Source organism: Bacillus sp. PK6-026 (genome assembly GCF_054161455.1).
On sequence record NZ_CP096418.1, the window covers coordinates 3202195 to 3218055 of the forward strand.

General features: G+C 48.2%; 16 protein-coding genes. 4 read left to right on the plus strand and 12 right to left on the minus strand.

What is annotated here, in order from left to right; all coding sequences use genetic code 11:
• Positions 1 to 25 precede the first annotated feature (25 nt).
• Positions 26 to 1099 carry a M42 family metallopeptidase gene (locus M1D59_RS16265; protein WP_458117527.1) on the minus strand — a complete coding sequence of 358 codons (1074 nt, stop codon included), beginning with the start codon at positions 1097 to 1099 and terminating at the stop codon, positions 26 to 28.
• Between the two features lie 136 nt (positions 1100 to 1235).
• On the opposite strand from M1D59_RS16265, the gene M1D59_RS16270 reads away from it, so the two are divergent.
• Positions 1236 to 1550 (plus strand): PepSY domain-containing protein, encoded by a 315-nt coding sequence (locus tag M1D59_RS16270; RefSeq protein ID WP_020452616.1) that lies wholly within the window; start codon positions 1236 to 1238, stop codon positions 1548 to 1550.
• Positions 1551 to 1586: 36 nt separating this feature from the next.
• On the opposite strand, the gene M1D59_RS16275 is transcribed toward M1D59_RS16270, so the two are convergent.
• The 3 genes from M1D59_RS16275 to trmB all read right to left on the minus strand — a co-directional run bounded on the left by M1D59_RS16275 (position 1587) and on the right by trmB (position 4937).
• Positions 1587 to 3284 carry an NAD-dependent malic enzyme gene (locus M1D59_RS16275; protein WP_186440062.1) on the minus strand — a complete coding sequence of 566 codons (1698 nt, stop codon included), beginning with the start codon at positions 3282 to 3284 and terminating at the stop codon, positions 1587 to 1589.
• Positions 3285 to 3357: 73 nt separating this feature from the next.
• Positions 3358 to 4203, minus strand: a complete 846-nt coding sequence (locus M1D59_RS16280; protein WP_146873363.1) for a YtnP family quorum-quenching lactonase — start codon at positions 4201 to 4203, stop codon at positions 3358 to 3360.
• A 92-nt stretch (positions 4204 to 4295) separates the two neighbouring features.
• A complete protein-coding gene (trmB, locus tag M1D59_RS16285) occupies positions 4296 to 4937 on the minus strand; it encodes a tRNA (guanosine(46)-N7)-methyltransferase TrmB (RefSeq protein ID WP_023855521.1) in 642 nt (213 codons plus the stop codon).
• Positions 4938 to 5116: 179 nt separating this feature from the next.
• Between trmB and M1D59_RS16290 the strand changes: the two genes are divergently transcribed.
• On the plus strand, positions 5117 to 5395 hold the full coding sequence (locus M1D59_RS16290) for a YtzH-like family protein (protein WP_020452620.1): 279 nt from the start codon (positions 5117 to 5119) through the stop codon (positions 5393 to 5395).
• On the opposite strand, the gene M1D59_RS16295 is transcribed toward M1D59_RS16290, so the two are convergent.
• The 5 genes from M1D59_RS16295 to thpR form a co-directional block, all read right to left on the minus strand.
• Positions 5390 to 6193, minus strand: coding sequence for a phosphotransferase family protein (locus M1D59_RS16295; protein WP_025810990.1), 804 nt, complete (start codon positions 6191 to 6193; stop codon positions 5390 to 5392). The genes M1D59_RS16290 and M1D59_RS16295 overlap by 6 nt on opposite strands.
• Before the next feature lie 188 nt (positions 6194 to 6381).
• Positions 6382 to 8514 (minus strand): type I pullulanase, encoded by a 2133-nt coding sequence (pulA, locus tag M1D59_RS16300; protein WP_458117528.1) that lies wholly within the window; start codon positions 8512 to 8514, stop codon positions 6382 to 6384.
• 26 nt (positions 8515 to 8540) lie between these two features.
• The gene (locus M1D59_RS16305; RefSeq protein WP_025810988.1) at positions 8541 to 9461 is read right to left on the minus strand and encodes a YegS/Rv2252/BmrU family lipid kinase; all 921 of its coding nucleotides are present in this window, start codon (positions 9459 to 9461) and stop codon (positions 8541 to 8543) included.
• 52 nt (positions 9462 to 9513) lie between these two features.
• On the minus strand, positions 9514 to 10455 hold the full coding sequence (locus M1D59_RS16310) for a hypothetical protein (RefSeq protein WP_025810987.1): 942 nt from the start codon (positions 10453 to 10455) through the stop codon (positions 9514 to 9516).
• A complete protein-coding gene (gene thpR, locus M1D59_RS16315) occupies positions 10439 to 11044 on the minus strand; it encodes an RNA 2',3'-cyclic phosphodiesterase (RefSeq protein ID WP_020452625.1) in 606 nt (201 codons plus the stop codon). Before thpR ends, M1D59_RS16310 begins: the two co-directional genes overlap by 17 nt.
• A gap of 138 nt (positions 11045 to 11182) precedes the next feature.
• Here thpR and cysK point away from each other — a divergent pair, with 138 nt between their 5' ends.
• Positions 11183 to 12115 carry a cysteine synthase A gene (cysK, locus tag M1D59_RS16320; RefSeq protein WP_020452626.1) on the plus strand — a complete coding sequence of 311 codons (933 nt, stop codon included), beginning with the start codon at positions 11183 to 11185 and terminating at the stop codon, positions 12113 to 12115.
• Between the two features lie 117 nt (positions 12116 to 12232).
• On the opposite strand, the gene M1D59_RS16325 is transcribed toward cysK, so the two are convergent.
• From M1D59_RS16325 to pepV, 3 genes are all read right to left on the minus strand, one after another.
• Positions 12233 to 12484 carry a hypothetical protein gene (locus M1D59_RS16325; protein WP_025810985.1) on the minus strand — a complete coding sequence of 84 codons (252 nt, stop codon included), beginning with the start codon at positions 12482 to 12484 and terminating at the stop codon, positions 12233 to 12235.
• A gap of 73 nt (positions 12485 to 12557) precedes the next feature.
• On the minus strand, positions 12558 to 13031 hold the full coding sequence (locus M1D59_RS16330) for a DUF2691 family protein (protein WP_025810984.1): 474 nt from the start codon (positions 13029 to 13031) through the stop codon (positions 12558 to 12560).
• 16 nt (positions 13032 to 13047) lie between these two features.
• Positions 13048 to 14439 carry a dipeptidase PepV gene (gene pepV, locus M1D59_RS16335; protein WP_458117529.1) on the minus strand — a complete coding sequence of 464 codons (1392 nt, stop codon included), beginning with the start codon at positions 14437 to 14439 and terminating at the stop codon, positions 13048 to 13050.
• A gap of 107 nt (positions 14440 to 14546) precedes the next feature.
• On the opposite strand from pepV, the gene M1D59_RS16340 reads away from it, so the two are divergent.
• Positions 14547 to 15854 carry an NCS2 family permease gene (locus M1D59_RS16340; protein ID WP_020452630.1) on the plus strand — a complete coding sequence of 436 codons (1308 nt, stop codon included), beginning with the start codon at positions 14547 to 14549 and terminating at the stop codon, positions 15852 to 15854.
• The last annotated feature ends 7 nt before the right edge of the window (positions 15855 to 15861 follow it).

Consider the following 15861-nt stretch of genomic DNA (forward strand, 5'->3'; position numbering starts at 1 on the left):
GTAAAGCGGCACAGGGTCTCTTTGTTCAATCATTTCGCAAAATCGATTGTACGGCAGAACTGTCGCAAGCTTTGACAAGCTTGAGCAGTAATTCTTTTGCAGCAAGGTAGTCATCAACGTGGATAATGGAAGCAGATGTATGGATATATCTTGAACAAATGCCGATCACGGCCGAAGGAACGCCTTCATTTGAGATGTGAACACGACCGGCATCGGTTCCTCCAGGGGAAACAAAATATTGATACGGGATGTCATAAGTCTCTGCCGTATCCAGCACAAAATTTCTCATTTCGCTGTGCGTCACCATCGTCCGGTCGAAAATCCTTAACAACACCCCTTTGCCGAGCTGGCCAAATTGATTTTTGTCGCCGCTCGCATCGTTTGCCGGACTTGCATCAAGCGCGAAAAACAAGTCAGGCTGTATCATATTGGCCGCAGTTTGCGCGCCTCTTGTGCCGAGCTCTTCCTGAACGGTCGCGCCTGAGTAAAGCGTGTTCGGAAGTTCTGCTCCCTGCAGTTCTTTCAGCAACTCAATGCTGAGTCCGCAGCCGTAGCGGTTATCCCATGCTTTCGCCATGATCTTCTTTTCATTTGCCATCGGGGTAAACGGACAGATCGGCACGATTTGCTGGCCTGGTTTGACACCGATGCGTTCGGCATCTTCCCTGTCATCCGCACCAATATCAATCATCATGTTTTTGATATCCATTGGACGTCTCCTCTGCTCATCTGTTAAAAGATGAGGAGGCGTGCTCGCGATGACGCCGGGGATCGGCCCATTGTCCGTATGGATTTCCACCCGCTGAGCCAATAAAACCTGGCTCCACCAGCCGCCCAGTGTTTGAAACCGAAGCAGTCCGTTGTCTGTGATTGATGTCACCATAAATCCCACTTCATCCATATGGCCGGCCACCATAATTTTCGGACTGTCTTCAGGTCCATGTTTAACGCCGAACACGCTTCCCAGTCTGTCCTGGAGGATCTCATCAGCATATTTTTCAAGCTCTTTTTTCATGAAACGGCGGACTAGATGTTCATTTCCCGGGGCGCCGGGGAGCTCCGTCAGCGTTTGAAAAAGCGTTCTCGTTTCCTGATTCATCTGTTTCCCTCTTTTCTTATGTATCTCTCTACATTTTACATAAGTGTGCGATGTGTTTCCAGAAGAGAGCCCATCCTTAACACGGACGGACATGTTCTGTATAATGAAAAAAACAAGCTTTGGAGGTGCTGAAAAGATGAAACTGCGCCATTTTCTTCTTGGGGCCGGCATCGGCATTGCCGCGGCCGTTGTTGTCAAACAATATGTCATGCAGCCTTACATTTCTTCTGAAAAAGCGCTGCGCATCGTCAAGTCCGCTTTTAAACAGAGAGGCCCGATCGACGGTTCATGGATATATACCGTTCCGGAAGCCTATACCGTAAACGGCGAAACCGTCATGGTGTACAAAACAGGCATTACACGTTCTGCTTTCGGAGAGCTTGAACAGTACGAAGTCATGGTTGATGCGAAGACAGGCATGATCGTAGATGTGATTGATACCGCAGCATAGCATCAAAAAAATGCGGCCTGAAATGGCCGCATTTTTTTATATGGCGCGAATCGGCCGGTAGACCGGATGCCACATCGCATCCTGTACAGCTTGAATCACATCGCCCGGCTCATTTTCTGCAACTCCGTCTTTTATGGCTGCTTTAATGACAGCCGTTGCCACTGTTGCGGAAACCGTGCGCAAATCCTCAACCTCCGGAAGGAGCGCTGCGCCGGGCCGTCCGGTGTCAACCATACCCGCGATCGCAGCTGCGCTGGCGTAAAACATGTTGTCCGTAATCAGCCTTGCTTTTGATACGAGCGTTCCGAGACCGAGACCGGGGAATACAAAGGCATTGTTCGCCTGGCCGATCGCATAACGGGTGCCGTTGTAATCGACAGGCGCAAACGGGCTTCCTGTGGCGACGAGCGCCCGCCCTTCCGTCCATTTGATCAAATCTTCTGGTCTTGCTTCAGATAACGGCGTCGGATTGGACATCGGAAATATAGCCGGCCGTTTCACATGCTTTGCCATTTCTTTTACGATTTCTTCTGTAAATGCGCCCGATACAGTAGAGGTTCCAATCAAAATGGTAGGCTGCACTTGTTTTACCACCTCAAGCAGATCGATTGTATCCCCCGGGCCGTTCCGGCTAAAGTCTTTGACCTCGTCGGCAGGCCGTGCATACGGCTTTTGAATGTCCTGCAAGTCGTTCATATCATCTGTCAGCAAACCGTTCCGGTCAACACACCAAAAACGGCGGTATGATTCCTCTTCCGACACCCCCTCTTGAACAAGAGCGGCGCGAATTTGCTCTGCGTTGCCGATCCCGGCCGTCCCCGCTCCGAATATGACCACTTTATGATCTTTTAGGGGCATTTTCGATATTTTGACGGCCGCAAGCACCGCTGCAAGGGTGACTGCTCCTGTGCCTTGAATGTCGTCGTTAAAGGTGCAAATTTTGTCTTTGTATTTTTTTAAAATCTGACGTGCATTTTGCGTTCCGAAATCTTCCCAATGCAGCAAAACGCCCGGAAACGTCTCGGTTGCGATTTGAACGTATTGATCAATAAACGATTCATAACGCTCGCCTCTGATTCTTGAATGCTGATTCCCGACATAAAGCGGATCATTGAGAAGCCTTTCCTGGTTCGTCCCCGCATCAATGACAACGGGAAGGACCCTATTAGGATCGATGCCCGCAGCCGCAGTATAAACGGCAAGCTTTCCGATCGAAATGGCGATGCCTCCGACTCCCCAATCCCCGATTCCGAGAATCCCTTCAGCATCAGTGGCCACAATCAAATCGATCCGGCTTTTTTTAGCGGCCAGATTTTCAAATGCCGTTTTCATGCCTTCAGGGTCATTAACCGACAAAAACAGCCCCCGCGGCTTTCTGTATTCATGGCTGTATTGCTGGATTGCCGTTCCGACAGTCGGGGTATAAACAATCGGCAGCATTTCTGTCATATGGTCGTTCAGAAGCCTGTAGAACAGCACTTCATTTCGGTCATGAAGCGCCGTTAAATAGACGTTTTTGCTCAAGTCATCAGGTTGTGATTGGAACTGTTTATACGCCCGTTTTGCCTGTTCTTCAAGCGTCAGCACCTTGGGAGGAAGCAATCCTGTCAAGCCGAGAGCTTCCCTTTCCTCCGGAGGGAAGGCAACCCCTTTGTTCAGCAGGGGCGTTGCAAGGACTTCAAATCCTCTTAATTGCGTCTCGATCACTTGTTCATTCAGATTATTGTGGCTCACCCGTCGTCTTCCTTTCAAAAGTTAGTTATCCTTAGGATGGATAACTACAAAGCAAACCATTCACCAAAATAGCTTAGCGCCTTTCTCTCTTTACTGACTCTGCAATCTCGCCGTTTTCATCCCATTTTAATGCCCTATAAATGGCGTCATGGTAAAAAATGTACCAGGCGTTTTTCTCGGCGGCTTTCGCCTGCCATGCTTGCTTCGCCGCAATCGATGTCATCGGATAATCGTCGTACGCCAGCACCCAGAGAGGATTCTGATGGGCATGCGTCGGCATAATATCAGCCATATGAAGGGCCGTTTCGCCGGCATCCTCAAGAACGATCACGGAATGACCGTCGCTGTGGCCGCCTGTATGATGCATCGTAATTCCCGGCAAAACTTCGAGCTTCTCATCGAAGGTCCTCACTTGATGCTGAACTGCTTCCCAGTTTTCTTTCCAATATGTATTTTTGGAGCGGATATTCGGATTTCTCATCTCTTCCCATTCGATCGCAGACGTGTAAATCGCTGCATTCGGAAACACGGAAACAAGGCTTTCTCCCTCATAGCGCGTCAATCCGCATGCATGGTCAAAATGGAGATGTGTCATCAGAACGGCGTTGATATCTTCCGTTGAGAGCCCGAGTGCTTTTAACGAGTTAGCAATTGACGATTCTTCGGTGACCCCGTAATTTCGTTTCTGCTTATCCGTCAGTTTGCCGCGTCCGATACCGGAATCGATCAGCAAATTTGTGCCGTCTTTCTGAACAAGTATAGGGTCTGTTCTCAGTTCGATCTGATTTTTCTCATTGACGTCATACTTTTTAGACCAAAGCGGCTTGGGCACAACGCCGAACATGGCGCCTCCGTCCATGTGTGTGACGCCTCCGTTCAGCCATGTCAGCTTGATTCGTCCGATTGTTAAAGTTTCCATGATCATCCCTCCTTCTCCTATCGTAGCAAAAAACGCAACCCGAAGCTTCATTTGAAAGCAAAAAAAACAGACCGCCGGAAGCAGTCTGTTTTTTATGTTCGCCATTCAGCTTCTACTCTGTAGATTGGCTGGCCTTTAGCGGCGAACTTTTCTTCGTATTCGGTCATCACGTTTCCTTGAAAATCGCTTTGATGCAGATCAAGGCTGACGAACGTCAAAACGAGTCCGTATTCGGAAAAACTGGTAAGGGAGTACTCAAATAACCCGCGGTTATCGGTTTTGAAATGAATCGCTCCCTTGCCTCCGAGCACCTGCTCATACTTTTTCAAGAACGCTTGATTGGTCAGACGGCGCTTTGCATGGCGTTTTTTCGGCCACGGGTCGGAAAAATTCAAATAGACCCGGTCGACCTCCCCATCTGCAAAAACGTCTGAAAGCATATTGGCATTAATGTTCAAAAGCTTTACATTCGGCGCCTCTGTCTGCTTTACTTTATCAACAGCGGTTACGATGACGCTTTTAAATAATTCGATTCCGATATAGTTTACATCCGGATTTTGCAGGGCCATTCCTGAAATAAATTGCCCTTTTCCGGTTCCTACTTCGATGTGGATCGGGTTGTCATTTCCAAAAATGGAATGCCATTTCCCTTTACATTGAGACGGCTCGCTGATCACAATATGAGAGTTTTCAGCCAGATAGTCATCCGCCCAAGGCTTGTGACGCATTCGCATGTACTACACCTCTATTTGTTATATCGTCTTACAACATACCATGAAATCCCGGAATCCCGCAAGGCCTCTTCCAAAGCAAAAAAGACCGAAGATCGGCCTCCGGGTCTTTCGCGTATAAATTACAGCTTTCTGAACATTTTAATCCATATACTCCGAGAATGAAGGGAAGTGCCAATATTATGGGCTTAAATCAGCAAAATCAGATTCATCTATTAAAAGATATTCTCTCAGACCATCAGGCAGACTGCACCGGAACCGTCGCTGAGTGCGAACAGATGGAGCGGATTATCAAGTCTTTAATGGCAAATACGAATCTTGACGCCGGCCTGAAAGGCGTTCTCGAAGACATTTATTTGTACAGCCAGAGGGGAAAATCGTCCGCTTCAATCAACAGCCACATTCAGGAACACCAGGATCATCTCACACAATGGGTGGAAGATATCGGCTCATTTTCATGAAGCTCCGGCGAGACGCTTCATTAATGCGTGAAGCTGTTCCAGCCCTTGGTGAAAGCCTTCCTGATTGCCTTTCGCTTCTTGCCAGAGTGTTGTCATTGCTTTTTCCGCCAATACGTACCAGGCCATTCTCAGCCTGAGATTGTCCGTTAACGAAGAGCCGTAGCGTTCGAGCCAGCTTCCCCATTCCCGCTCTTCAACGTAATGATAAAGAAGCGGCCCCAGATCGATCGCGGGGTCTGCAATCATCGCTCCATCCCAATCGATTAAATAAAGCTGGTTCTGATCTGTAAGAAGCCAATTGTTATGATTCACATCGCAGTGACAGACGACCTTTTCTCCGGACTGTACATCATCGAGATGGTGCTCCAGATACAAAAGGGCTTGGTCAAGCTGCGGTATCGGATATTGCCGGGCCTGGATAAACTGCTTCAATTGAGTGATTACAGAGTTTGGCTGAAAAGGCTGCTTGCCGAGTCTCTTCAGCATGTCTAAAAGCTCTTTGGAGCTGTGAATTTTCCGAAGCATCTCAGCCACCGCCTGGCTGTTCATATCCTTCGGCTTCAGTTCTCTTCCCTTGAGCCAGTGCTGTGCTGTAATCACATCCCCGTTTTCCATTCGTTTTGTCCAAACGAGCTTAGGAACAATTCCTTCCGCGGACAGGACAGCCAAAAAAGGAGAGCTGTTGCGCTTTAAAAAAAGCTGCTGTCCATTATGTTCTGCATAATATGCGTCTCCTGTAGCTCCTCCTGCGGGGGAAATCTCCCATTCGCTACCTAGTAATTGTCCCAACCAGTTCATATCGATTTTCAACCCATCATTTCATTAAAAGATTTTAAAAAGCATCTGCTCCCTAGAGCGGGCAGCAAACCGCTTGTATTGTCGTCTCTTTATATTCAAATAAAAAGACGGCTATTGAGAGTCATTTGTGCTAAACAATAGCCGTCTTTTAAATTTTAGCGCTAGACGCCAAACTTCGTCAAGCAAAACTAAAAAATCCCTTTTGGTTCGTATAGAACATAGGTTCCGATGCCGTTCAGCCGAAGCCTTTTTTCCGCTTGAACCTTCCCATTGAAGAACGTAAAAGGATCGCAGTGCAGCAAGTACTGTTTCTGGGCGGGCAGCTCAAGCGTTTCCTTTTTTGCAGACGGACAATGCACCACTATGATTTCGTTCCAGGGATCAAATGCTGCAATGTTCTTCAGCTTGTAGGCCGTCACTTCTCCTGTACCGCTCATAAAAGAAAGATGTTCCTTGACTTCCTCCTCTTTTTGCAGACGAAAAGCGGGATGGCTTCTCCGCAGCCTGATCAGCTGGCGCACATATTCGACTTCCTCGCAAAGCTCCGCCCGCTTTTCCCAATCGAGCCTGTTGATGCCATCTCCCGACCTGTAGCTGTTGCTGTCCCCATTCTTTGTTCGGCAAAATTCCTGCCCGGCATGAAGAAATGGAACGCCTTGCGAAAGCAGGACGATCGACAGCGCGAGCCTTTGCCTGAGCCGTTTTGTGCAGGCATCTTCTTCCGAACAGAAGGCCATCTTATCCCAAAACGTATGATTGTCATGGCACTCCGCATAATTGATTGACTGTGGCGGCAGCAAGAATCCCGGTGAGCCGGCAATTCCATGTTGAAGCTCAGCTTTTTTTCCAGTGTCCCCTAAAGCATATCCGCGGTCACCGAGCTCAAATGTACTCCCTTTGACTGCGTTTCTGAACCGATCATTAAAAAAGCCGACCGCCGGAACTTTCCCGGCATTTTGCAATGTTGCTTTTTGCCCGCTTTCAAGCGGGGTATTTAAATCCCAGCCTTCTCCGAACAGGAGCGCGCCCGGCTTCACATTCTCGGCAAGCTTACTGATTTGGCGGACGGTTTCAATATCAAGAATGCCCATTAAATCAAAACGAATTCCGTCGACATCATATTCTTCAAGCCAATAGCGGACAGAATCGAGAATATATTTTCGCACCATCAGCCGCTCAGATGCAATGTCATTTCCGACGCCTGTTCCGTCGGCTGGAAAACCGTATTCATTATGTCTGAAAAAATACCCGGGAACCGTTTTTTCAAAAGGGGATGTTTCCCTCTTGTACACATGATTATATACGGCATCCATGATCACGGAGAAGCCGTGTTTGTGCAGCGTCTGAATCATCGTTTTCAGCTCGGCGATTCTGCTTTTGGGGTTCTGCGGATCGAGCGAATAGCTTCCTTCAGGCGCATTAAAATGAAGAGGGTTATAGCCCCAATTATAGGATTGGTCCGGAGACAGCTCGTCAACTCCGGCAAAATCGTGAAAGGGCAGAACCTCGATATGGGTGACGCCGAGCTCTTTCAAATAGGCAATTCCCGTTGAGAAGCCGCCGGACGTTTCAGTTCCGTCCTCTGTAAAAGCAAGATATTTGCCTTTATGGCGCATACCGCTGTCTTCATGAATCGAAAAATCGCGGATGTGAACCTCATATATAATCGCATCACACGGACTGTGAAGGCTTGGCGCACGGTATTTTTTCACTTTGACTTCCTCAGGATCTATTACAACGCCCTTTTCCCCGTTTACCGTAACAGCTTTCGCATAAGGATCGACTGTCAATAACGGCGTCCCGTTTACATAAAGCTTATATAAATAGGACCAGCCGTTCAGATCGCCTTCGACCGTTACCTCAAAAACACCCTTTTCTCTGCGCATCATTTGAAAAGTATTTGTTTGAAGCAAATCAGGGCTCTCCAGCTTGATCGCTGCCGTACTCGCGGTCGGCGCCCATACCTTAAATAAAGTCCGCTCTTTTGAATAAAAAGCACCGAGACGGCCGTCATAAAAAAAAGCCTTGTCAAACGCCGCACTTCGCGTAACAGAACCAATTTGCAGGTCTGTCCAGACGCTTTCTTCACAGCATACTTTATGAACTCTTCCGAATGGAACGGGGCGGCTGCTTTCGAGAACATACTTGAATTTCTCCTCAAGCTCCTCCGTCGCTTTTACCGAAAGCTCTATCTTCCCTCCTTGATCATCTTCAAGTAGAAAAGGGGGGCTGCAGCTTGAGGCGCGGCTCTTCGGAACTAAAACAGTGATCGTTCTCATTTCATCGAGATAAGCTTCAAAGGGGCGGCTGATACCCGGCATCTCAGTCTCTCCTTCATTCGAAAGATTTATGCTCTTAACCGAAGAGATTCGGTCCCTGTTTTGATGAAAACGGGCGCCCAGCCGATCACCTCTCCATCCGCTTGAAAGAGCACCCGCTCATTCGTATGAAAATAAATTTCTTTCGTCTTAAACGCCGTAACACCGTTTTTACCGATGTGTTTGCCGAATATCATTGCAAACAAGAGGCCGGCTTTTTTCAATACGGAGCGGTCTTCAATAATGATCACGTCTAAAAACTCATCCCGCGGATTCGCGTTCGGTGCAATCTTCATGTCTCCGCCATAGTAGGGGTGATTTGAAACCGACGCAAACCAGATTTTTTTAAACGTACGCTTGTCATCCCCGTTCTCATACGAAAGAACAAACGGTTTAAACGTAAACGCCGTAACAAAGAAAATCAGCGGCTGAATCAAATGATTCAGCCTGAGAGCAGCCGTCCATTTCGGCAAAGCAGTCATCTTTTTGACGGCGCAGGCATCAAATCCTAGGCTGAGATGATTGGCAAAATAGAGTTCGTTTTCACTGTCTTTCGTATGAAAGCTTCCGAGGGCATAGGTCCGGGTCAGCGATTGCCCTTTTCGCTTCATTTCTTTAATGACATTCGATTTTTTCACGGCAAAGCCGCGTTTAAAATCATTATTTAAGCCCGACGGGATGACGCTCAGCTGAATATCCCGCAAGCTGACTAAGCCGTTGAGCACTTCATGGACGGTTCCGTCCCCGCCGATCACCAGCAGACGCTTCAGCCTGTCATCCTGCATCGTTGATATTTGCCTTGCCAACACTTCAGCATGCCCGGGATGCTGGGTCATAAATGAGCGGTACGATATATTTGCCTTTTGAAGGTCTTTCTGCAATGATTTCCATACTCTGAAGGCCGTCGCATTTCCCGCCTTTGGATTTATGATGATATACCAATCGCTCATGATTCCATTCTCCATTTTATAGTATGAAAAAGCCGGGATAACGTTCTGGCGGTCAGCTCAGCCATTCCTGTCTCCGCATCGAGTCGGAGACGCCGTGCGACAACAGAATTTTCGCCGTTTTCAGCTGCTGGCTTTTAATCGGGGCGAAGTTCTTTTGCTGCTTCTCCAGCCACTCTTTCCAGTGTCTTTTGTCGCAAATGCCGATTCCGTAAGGAGGTTCCGGATAATCGATATACGATGTCCGGCTGACAACAACTTTGCGCACAGGCAGTTCAATTCCCGATCCCTTTAACAAGCCGGAAAGAACCGTGCCTGTCCTGAGAAGCTCAACAGCCGGATTTAACAGTGACCGTTCCCTTCCCCTTACCGTTTTTTCTTTCCAAAAACGATCTTTGGAACCGATAAATGCGCTGTCCTTCTCGCCTTCGAGAAATGATATACAGTAGATCTCAAGAGGTGTGAGAATCAAGACGCTGAGCTCTACCGCAGCCTGATTTACCTGCAGCACCGGCCGATACATGATGAAATATGAATCCGGCAGCTGCTGTGCCAAAATGTGCAGGATTTTATCGCTTTTTATTTCCCGGGAAAGCCTGGATATGTCAGAGATTGTCGAGCTTGCCCATTTCAGCTGAAACTCGTACACGTATTCTTTGAAAAACGACACGAGTTCCTCCCGTGCCGCAGGAATTCTTGCAATCAAGCTTTCATCCGTTTCTCCGTCCAGTCCGTTAAACCATTCATCGGCTTCTTTTCCTTTATTAATATCGGATGCTTCTTTTTTTCTCTTTAATGTAAATGTCTTCTTTCTTTTTCCGACCGTTTCATCATCGGCGGCTTCTTTATCGTAATGAAGGCTGTCTTTCTTTTTCTCAGCCATCTCTTTAATTGACTGCCAGCGCTGCTTTTTCAAGCGGATAAACTGGTTGATATAATGATAAGGATCCTGTTCATACCTTGAAATGCAGTCCTGTATTTTAATAATCTGTGCCATCTGCGTTCATCTCCGAATCCTGCTTTTCTGCAGCCGGCCGTTCACCGAAATGGAAAACGGCTTGATGCTCATATTTGGGAAGCCTGTCTAAATGAGTTTGAAAGATGGTGAAATGCCCGGCCGTAAAAGACACCGCGTCTTCAAGAGGCTCCAGGCGGCCGTTAAAAGAAGCCGATCCATTCCACTTTCTAGCAACCGTCATATGTGGATGAAAAGGCCGTTTTTCAATTTCAAATCCCGCCGCATCTGCAGCATGCTTCACCCGTTCCCTCACGTGAAAGAGAGCGTCTGAGTATTCCGGTTCCGCATGAAGAATTCTCGGCTCGGACGGCTTGCCGAAGGTTCCGAAACGTTTCAAGGCAATCTGAAACGGAGCCGTCTCAGCGGAGATCAGCTTGAGGCTGTCAGCAAGCATAGCCAGCTGCTCTTCTTCAGCGGAGCCGAGGAACACGAGGGTGATGTGATAGTCCAAAGGATGCACCCATCTATGAAAAGAAAATTCCGGACGGCTGCTGACTGTTCGATAAAGCGGCTCACTAAGCTCCGCCGGAATTGGAATTCCAATAAAGTAATGCGGTTTGACTGACATATGTATGGCTTCCTCCTCATTCGTCTTCTCTATATTTTAACAAAAAATATAAGGACTTATAACCTCTCTATTTTCCACTTTCCGAGGCCTTATGATAGGATAATGACAGAATCATGTTTTTAGAAAGGGTGCACAGCCGTGAAAGCCGTTCACAATATTGCAGAATTAATCGGGGAAACGCCCCTTGTCAAGTTGAACCGCGTTCAGCCCGAAAACGCAGCCCAAGTTTATATCAAGCTTGAATCTTTTAATCCGAGCGGAAGCGTGAAAGACCGCGCGGCCTACCAAATGATTGTGGATGCCGAAGAAAAAGGCCTGCTGAAACCGGGTTCAACCATCATCGAACCGACGAGCGGAAACACCGGCATCGGCCTTGCGATGAACGCAGCGGCAAGGGGCTACAAAGCCATTCTTGTTATGCCTGATACGATGACAAAAGAGCGGATCAACCTTCTGAAAGCGTACGGTGCTGAGGTCGTCCTGACGCCGGGGGATGAAAGGATGCCGGGCAGCATCAAAAAAGCGCAGGAGCTTGCTCGGGAAATCCCGGGCAGCTTTATTCCGATGCAGTTTGATAATGAAGCCAATCCGGAGGCTCACCGGAGATCAACCGCTCTGGAAATTGCCCGGGCAATAGAAGAAATCGGCAAACCACTTGCCGCATTTGTTGCAACAGCAGGAACAGGGGGAACGATTACCGGAACAGGCGAAAAGCTGAAAGCGTTATTTCCGGGGATAACCGTTCATGTGGCAGAACCTGCAGGGTCGCCTGTTTTATCCGGGGGCAAACCGGGAAAGCACAAGCTTGTCGGGACAAGTCCGGGATTTATTCCAAACATTTTAAACGAAAACGTCTATGACGAAATCTTAAAGATCAAGGACGAAGAAGCCTATGAGATGACGCGCAGATTGGCGCGGGAAGAAGGAATCCTTGTCGGCCCTTCTTCTGGGGCCGCTTGCTTCGCCGCTGTTGAAACAGCTAAGAAGCTCCCTCCCGACAAAGTGGTCGTCTGTATGACAGCCGATACAGGAGAACGCTATTTATCAAGCGATTTATTTCAATTTGATTAAGAGAGAAAAGCCTGGTTTCTGTTGTGAAATCAGGCTCAGATTGTTGAAAAAATCCCAAAGCCAAGAGACGTTTTGGGATTTTTTCATCTTTTTAGCGTGAACCGCAACCCTTGCAGTCTAGGAAGGCCGAGCATTGGAGCTGGTTTTCACAGGATTGTGATGACGGCAGTGTTCAGGTAGGACGACGCCTGCTCCGTTAGCCGCCGTTTCTCTTTTGTTCGTGAGCACCGACTTAGCAGGCCTGACAACGAATGCGAGGGTCTGCCGACACGGAAAGAAGCGGATAAAACGCCCGTAACCGAAAAAGAACAAAAAATAAAATGAATAAAACCGTTTCCTCACATGCAGCAATTCCTTTTCCTGCTTCAAAAAGCCCCTCTCCTGAAAACAGCAATGTTTAACAGCAAAAAAGCCGCTCTAGAGAGCGGCCGTCTTCGTTATGCTACACATACATTCCTGTCCTGGCATCGTTGTGATCCGTTATATATTCAATCCGCTTGAAACCGCAGTCCTTTGCATTTTGATATAGAAGCTCCAGTTTTTTTTGATCTTTGCAGTATATCGTGACAAAACTCGAATCGGCTGTAAGCACAATCAGCTCGCAGCTGCTTTTCATATATGATTCATATGTGCTGACATCTTCAGGATGGCCATCCTTCGGAAAAGCCTTCAGATCGGCGAAGATGAGATAGTACCTTGCGTCTTCCAGCCTTTTTTTAAATGCTTCTCCTGTCATCACCTGCGGATCTTGAGGAAAAAGATTTTCATCTGACAATTCACCGTTTTCCACGAGATAGCATTCGCCATCGGCAAGCAGCCAATTGAAATCGGCCGGTTCAACCGGCTTCAGCATATCGAGAAGAAAGCGCCCGTACCCGTTCGGGATTTCAAATAAAACGCCTCGCTTATGACTCATGTCATCACTCTCTTTGCTACTTCGCCAATTCATAAATGGCCTGTGCATATATCGATACAGCCTTCAGCAGATCATCAATTTCCATATACTCGTCTTTCTGATGGGCAACGTCGGGACGGCCTGGAAACAGCGGTCCAAATGCCACGCCGGCTTCCAGTGACCGTGCATATGTCGCCCCTCCGATCGAAATTAATTGTGCCGTTTCCCCTGTCTGCTCCTCATAGACCCGCTGCAGCGTTTGGATCAGCTTATGGTCTTTTGCTACATGATGGGGCTTGCTGTCTTTAAAGCTCACCAGCCGGGCGCCCTTTATTTGCGAAAGCCCGGATTTCACCCGATCGCTCTCTTCAGTCACAGGATAGCGGATGTTAATATGGGCTTCTCCGCCTTTTTCCTGTTCATACTGCAGCCGGCCGACATTCAACGTCAGCTCTCCGCTGATGTCATCGCGGCAGCCGATGCCGATTTTTTCCCCTCTCGTATCTCCGGCAAAAGCCCCGCTAACCGTTTGAACAAACTGGAGCCCGGCTCTGTCAAGGGATTGGGTGTGTAAAAACTCGGACAAAATGAGGCCGGCATTGACACCGTTATTAGGCTCCATGGCGTGAGCTGATTTGCCGTACACGGTTAATGTCAGTCTGCCGTCTTCTTGAAGAATACGCCCTTCTGCGCGCTTTTCTTTTACAAACCGGACAAATGACTCTTCAAATCCTGATGGGGCAGACCCCTCCAGGACGGCTTCGGCGTCATCAGGCACCATGTTCAGACGCCGGCCGGACCGGAAAGTCTCCAATGTTAAGTCCGCACCTGTTTCCGCTTGATCAGTTTCAATTTTTAAAGCCGCGTCAATCAGGCCTTTTTCCGCATAGATAATCGGAAAATCAGCATCAGGCGCAAAACCAGCCGAAGGCATCTCTTCGTGTTTAAAATAATGCTCCACACAGCGCCAGTCGCTTTCTTCATCAGTGCCGATAATCATTCTGATTCGCTTTGATAATGGGAGGCCGGAGTCTTTGACAATTTTTAATGCATGATACGCGGTCATTGTCGGCCCTTTATCATCAAGCGCTCCCCTTGCATAGATGCGGCCGTCTCTAATTTCTGCAGCAAACGGATCGCTCGTCCAGCCATCTCCGGGCGGAACGACATCAATATGGCAAAGCACGCCGATGATCTCCTCGCCTTTCCCCCATTCGATATGGCCTGCATACCCGTCAAGATTTTTGACCGTAAATCCGCTTTCTTCCCCTTTATTCAAAAGCGCTGTCAGGCATTCTTGAATTCCTTTTCCAAACGGCCGACCCGGACCCGCCGTCTCTTCATCAAGGACGCTGTTGATTTTTAAAAAACCTTGAATATCCTCTACGATCTCATTCCGTCTTTTTGACACTTCCTGTTCCCAGTTCATAATTTCGCCCCTTCTTTTTTCAGTTTAGCCAAAAACCCTTGCAAAAACACCCGATAACGAATAATATAGATATTGTTTTGCTATAATGTTCGTTATTGGAGGAAATGATGTTTAACATAAAAGAAAACCAAACCACAGTCAAAAAAGAAATCCTCGCCGGTATTACAACCTTCTTTACAATGGTTTATATCGTCGTGGTCAACCCTAGTATCCTATCCGGTACAGGCGTCCCGTTTGATCAAGTGTTCACTGCCACAATCATTGCTGCCGTCGTCGGAACGCTTTGGATGGCGCTTTCCGCCAACTTTCCGATCGCGATTGCACCCGGGATGGGGCTGAATGCGTATTTTGCAGTGTCAGTCGTCGGCTCGTCCAACGGCGAAATTTCTTACCAGACAGCGTTCAGCGCTGTTTTCGCGGCCGGCATCCTCTTTATTATCTTATCGCTAACACCTCTTAGAAAACAACTGATCGAAGCCATTCCGGCTAATCTAAAATACGGGATTACCGCCGGAATCGGCTTGTTTATCGCTTTTGTCGGTCTGAGAGGAGCCGGAATCATTACCGCCAATGAATCCAATTTGGTCGGACTCGGCAATCTGCACTCGCCCGGAGTGATCCTGGCACTAATCGGCTTGGCTTTCTCCGTCGTTTTGATGGTCATGAATGTGAACGGCGCTCTATTTTTCGGTATGATCTTAACCGGCCTGATCGCCTTTTTTACCGGCCAGCTTGAGTTTACCAAAGGGATTCTGTCAATGCCTCATCTGCCGGAAAAACTGATCGTCACAAACCCTTTCGCCGCTTTTGGAGATGTCGTCCACTACGGCCTTTATTCGGTTGTCTTCTCGTTCCTGCTCGTCACGATTTTTGATACGACAGGAACGATGATCGGTGTCGCCGAACAAGCCGGACTCATGAAAAACAACAAACTGCCGAATGCAAGAAAAGCCCTTCTTGCCGATTCGACAGCGACGACGATCGGCGCAATGTTCGGGACAAGCCCGACGACCGCTTATATCGAATCATCCGCAGGGGTGGCCGCAGGCGGAAGAACAGGGCTTACGTCTTTAACAGTCGCTGTGCTTTTCGGAGCGGCGCTGTTTTTCAGCCCGCTTGTGAGCGCGGTCTCCGGGATCTCGGCGATTACGTCGCCGGCATTGATCATTGTAGGAAGCATGATGATCGGCGCTGTCACCAACATTCGCTGGAAAGAGCTTGACGAAGCATTCCCGGCCTTTCTCGTCATTTTGACAATGCCGCTGACATCATCTATTGCGACAGGCATTTCCCTCGGGTTTATTTCTTATCCGATTGTCAAAGCCGCGAAAGGCAAATGGCGCGAAATTCATCCGCTTGTCTTCGTGTTTGCCGTTCTCTTTTTCATACACCTCTTCTTTTTGGAAGGGCATTAAACGACTG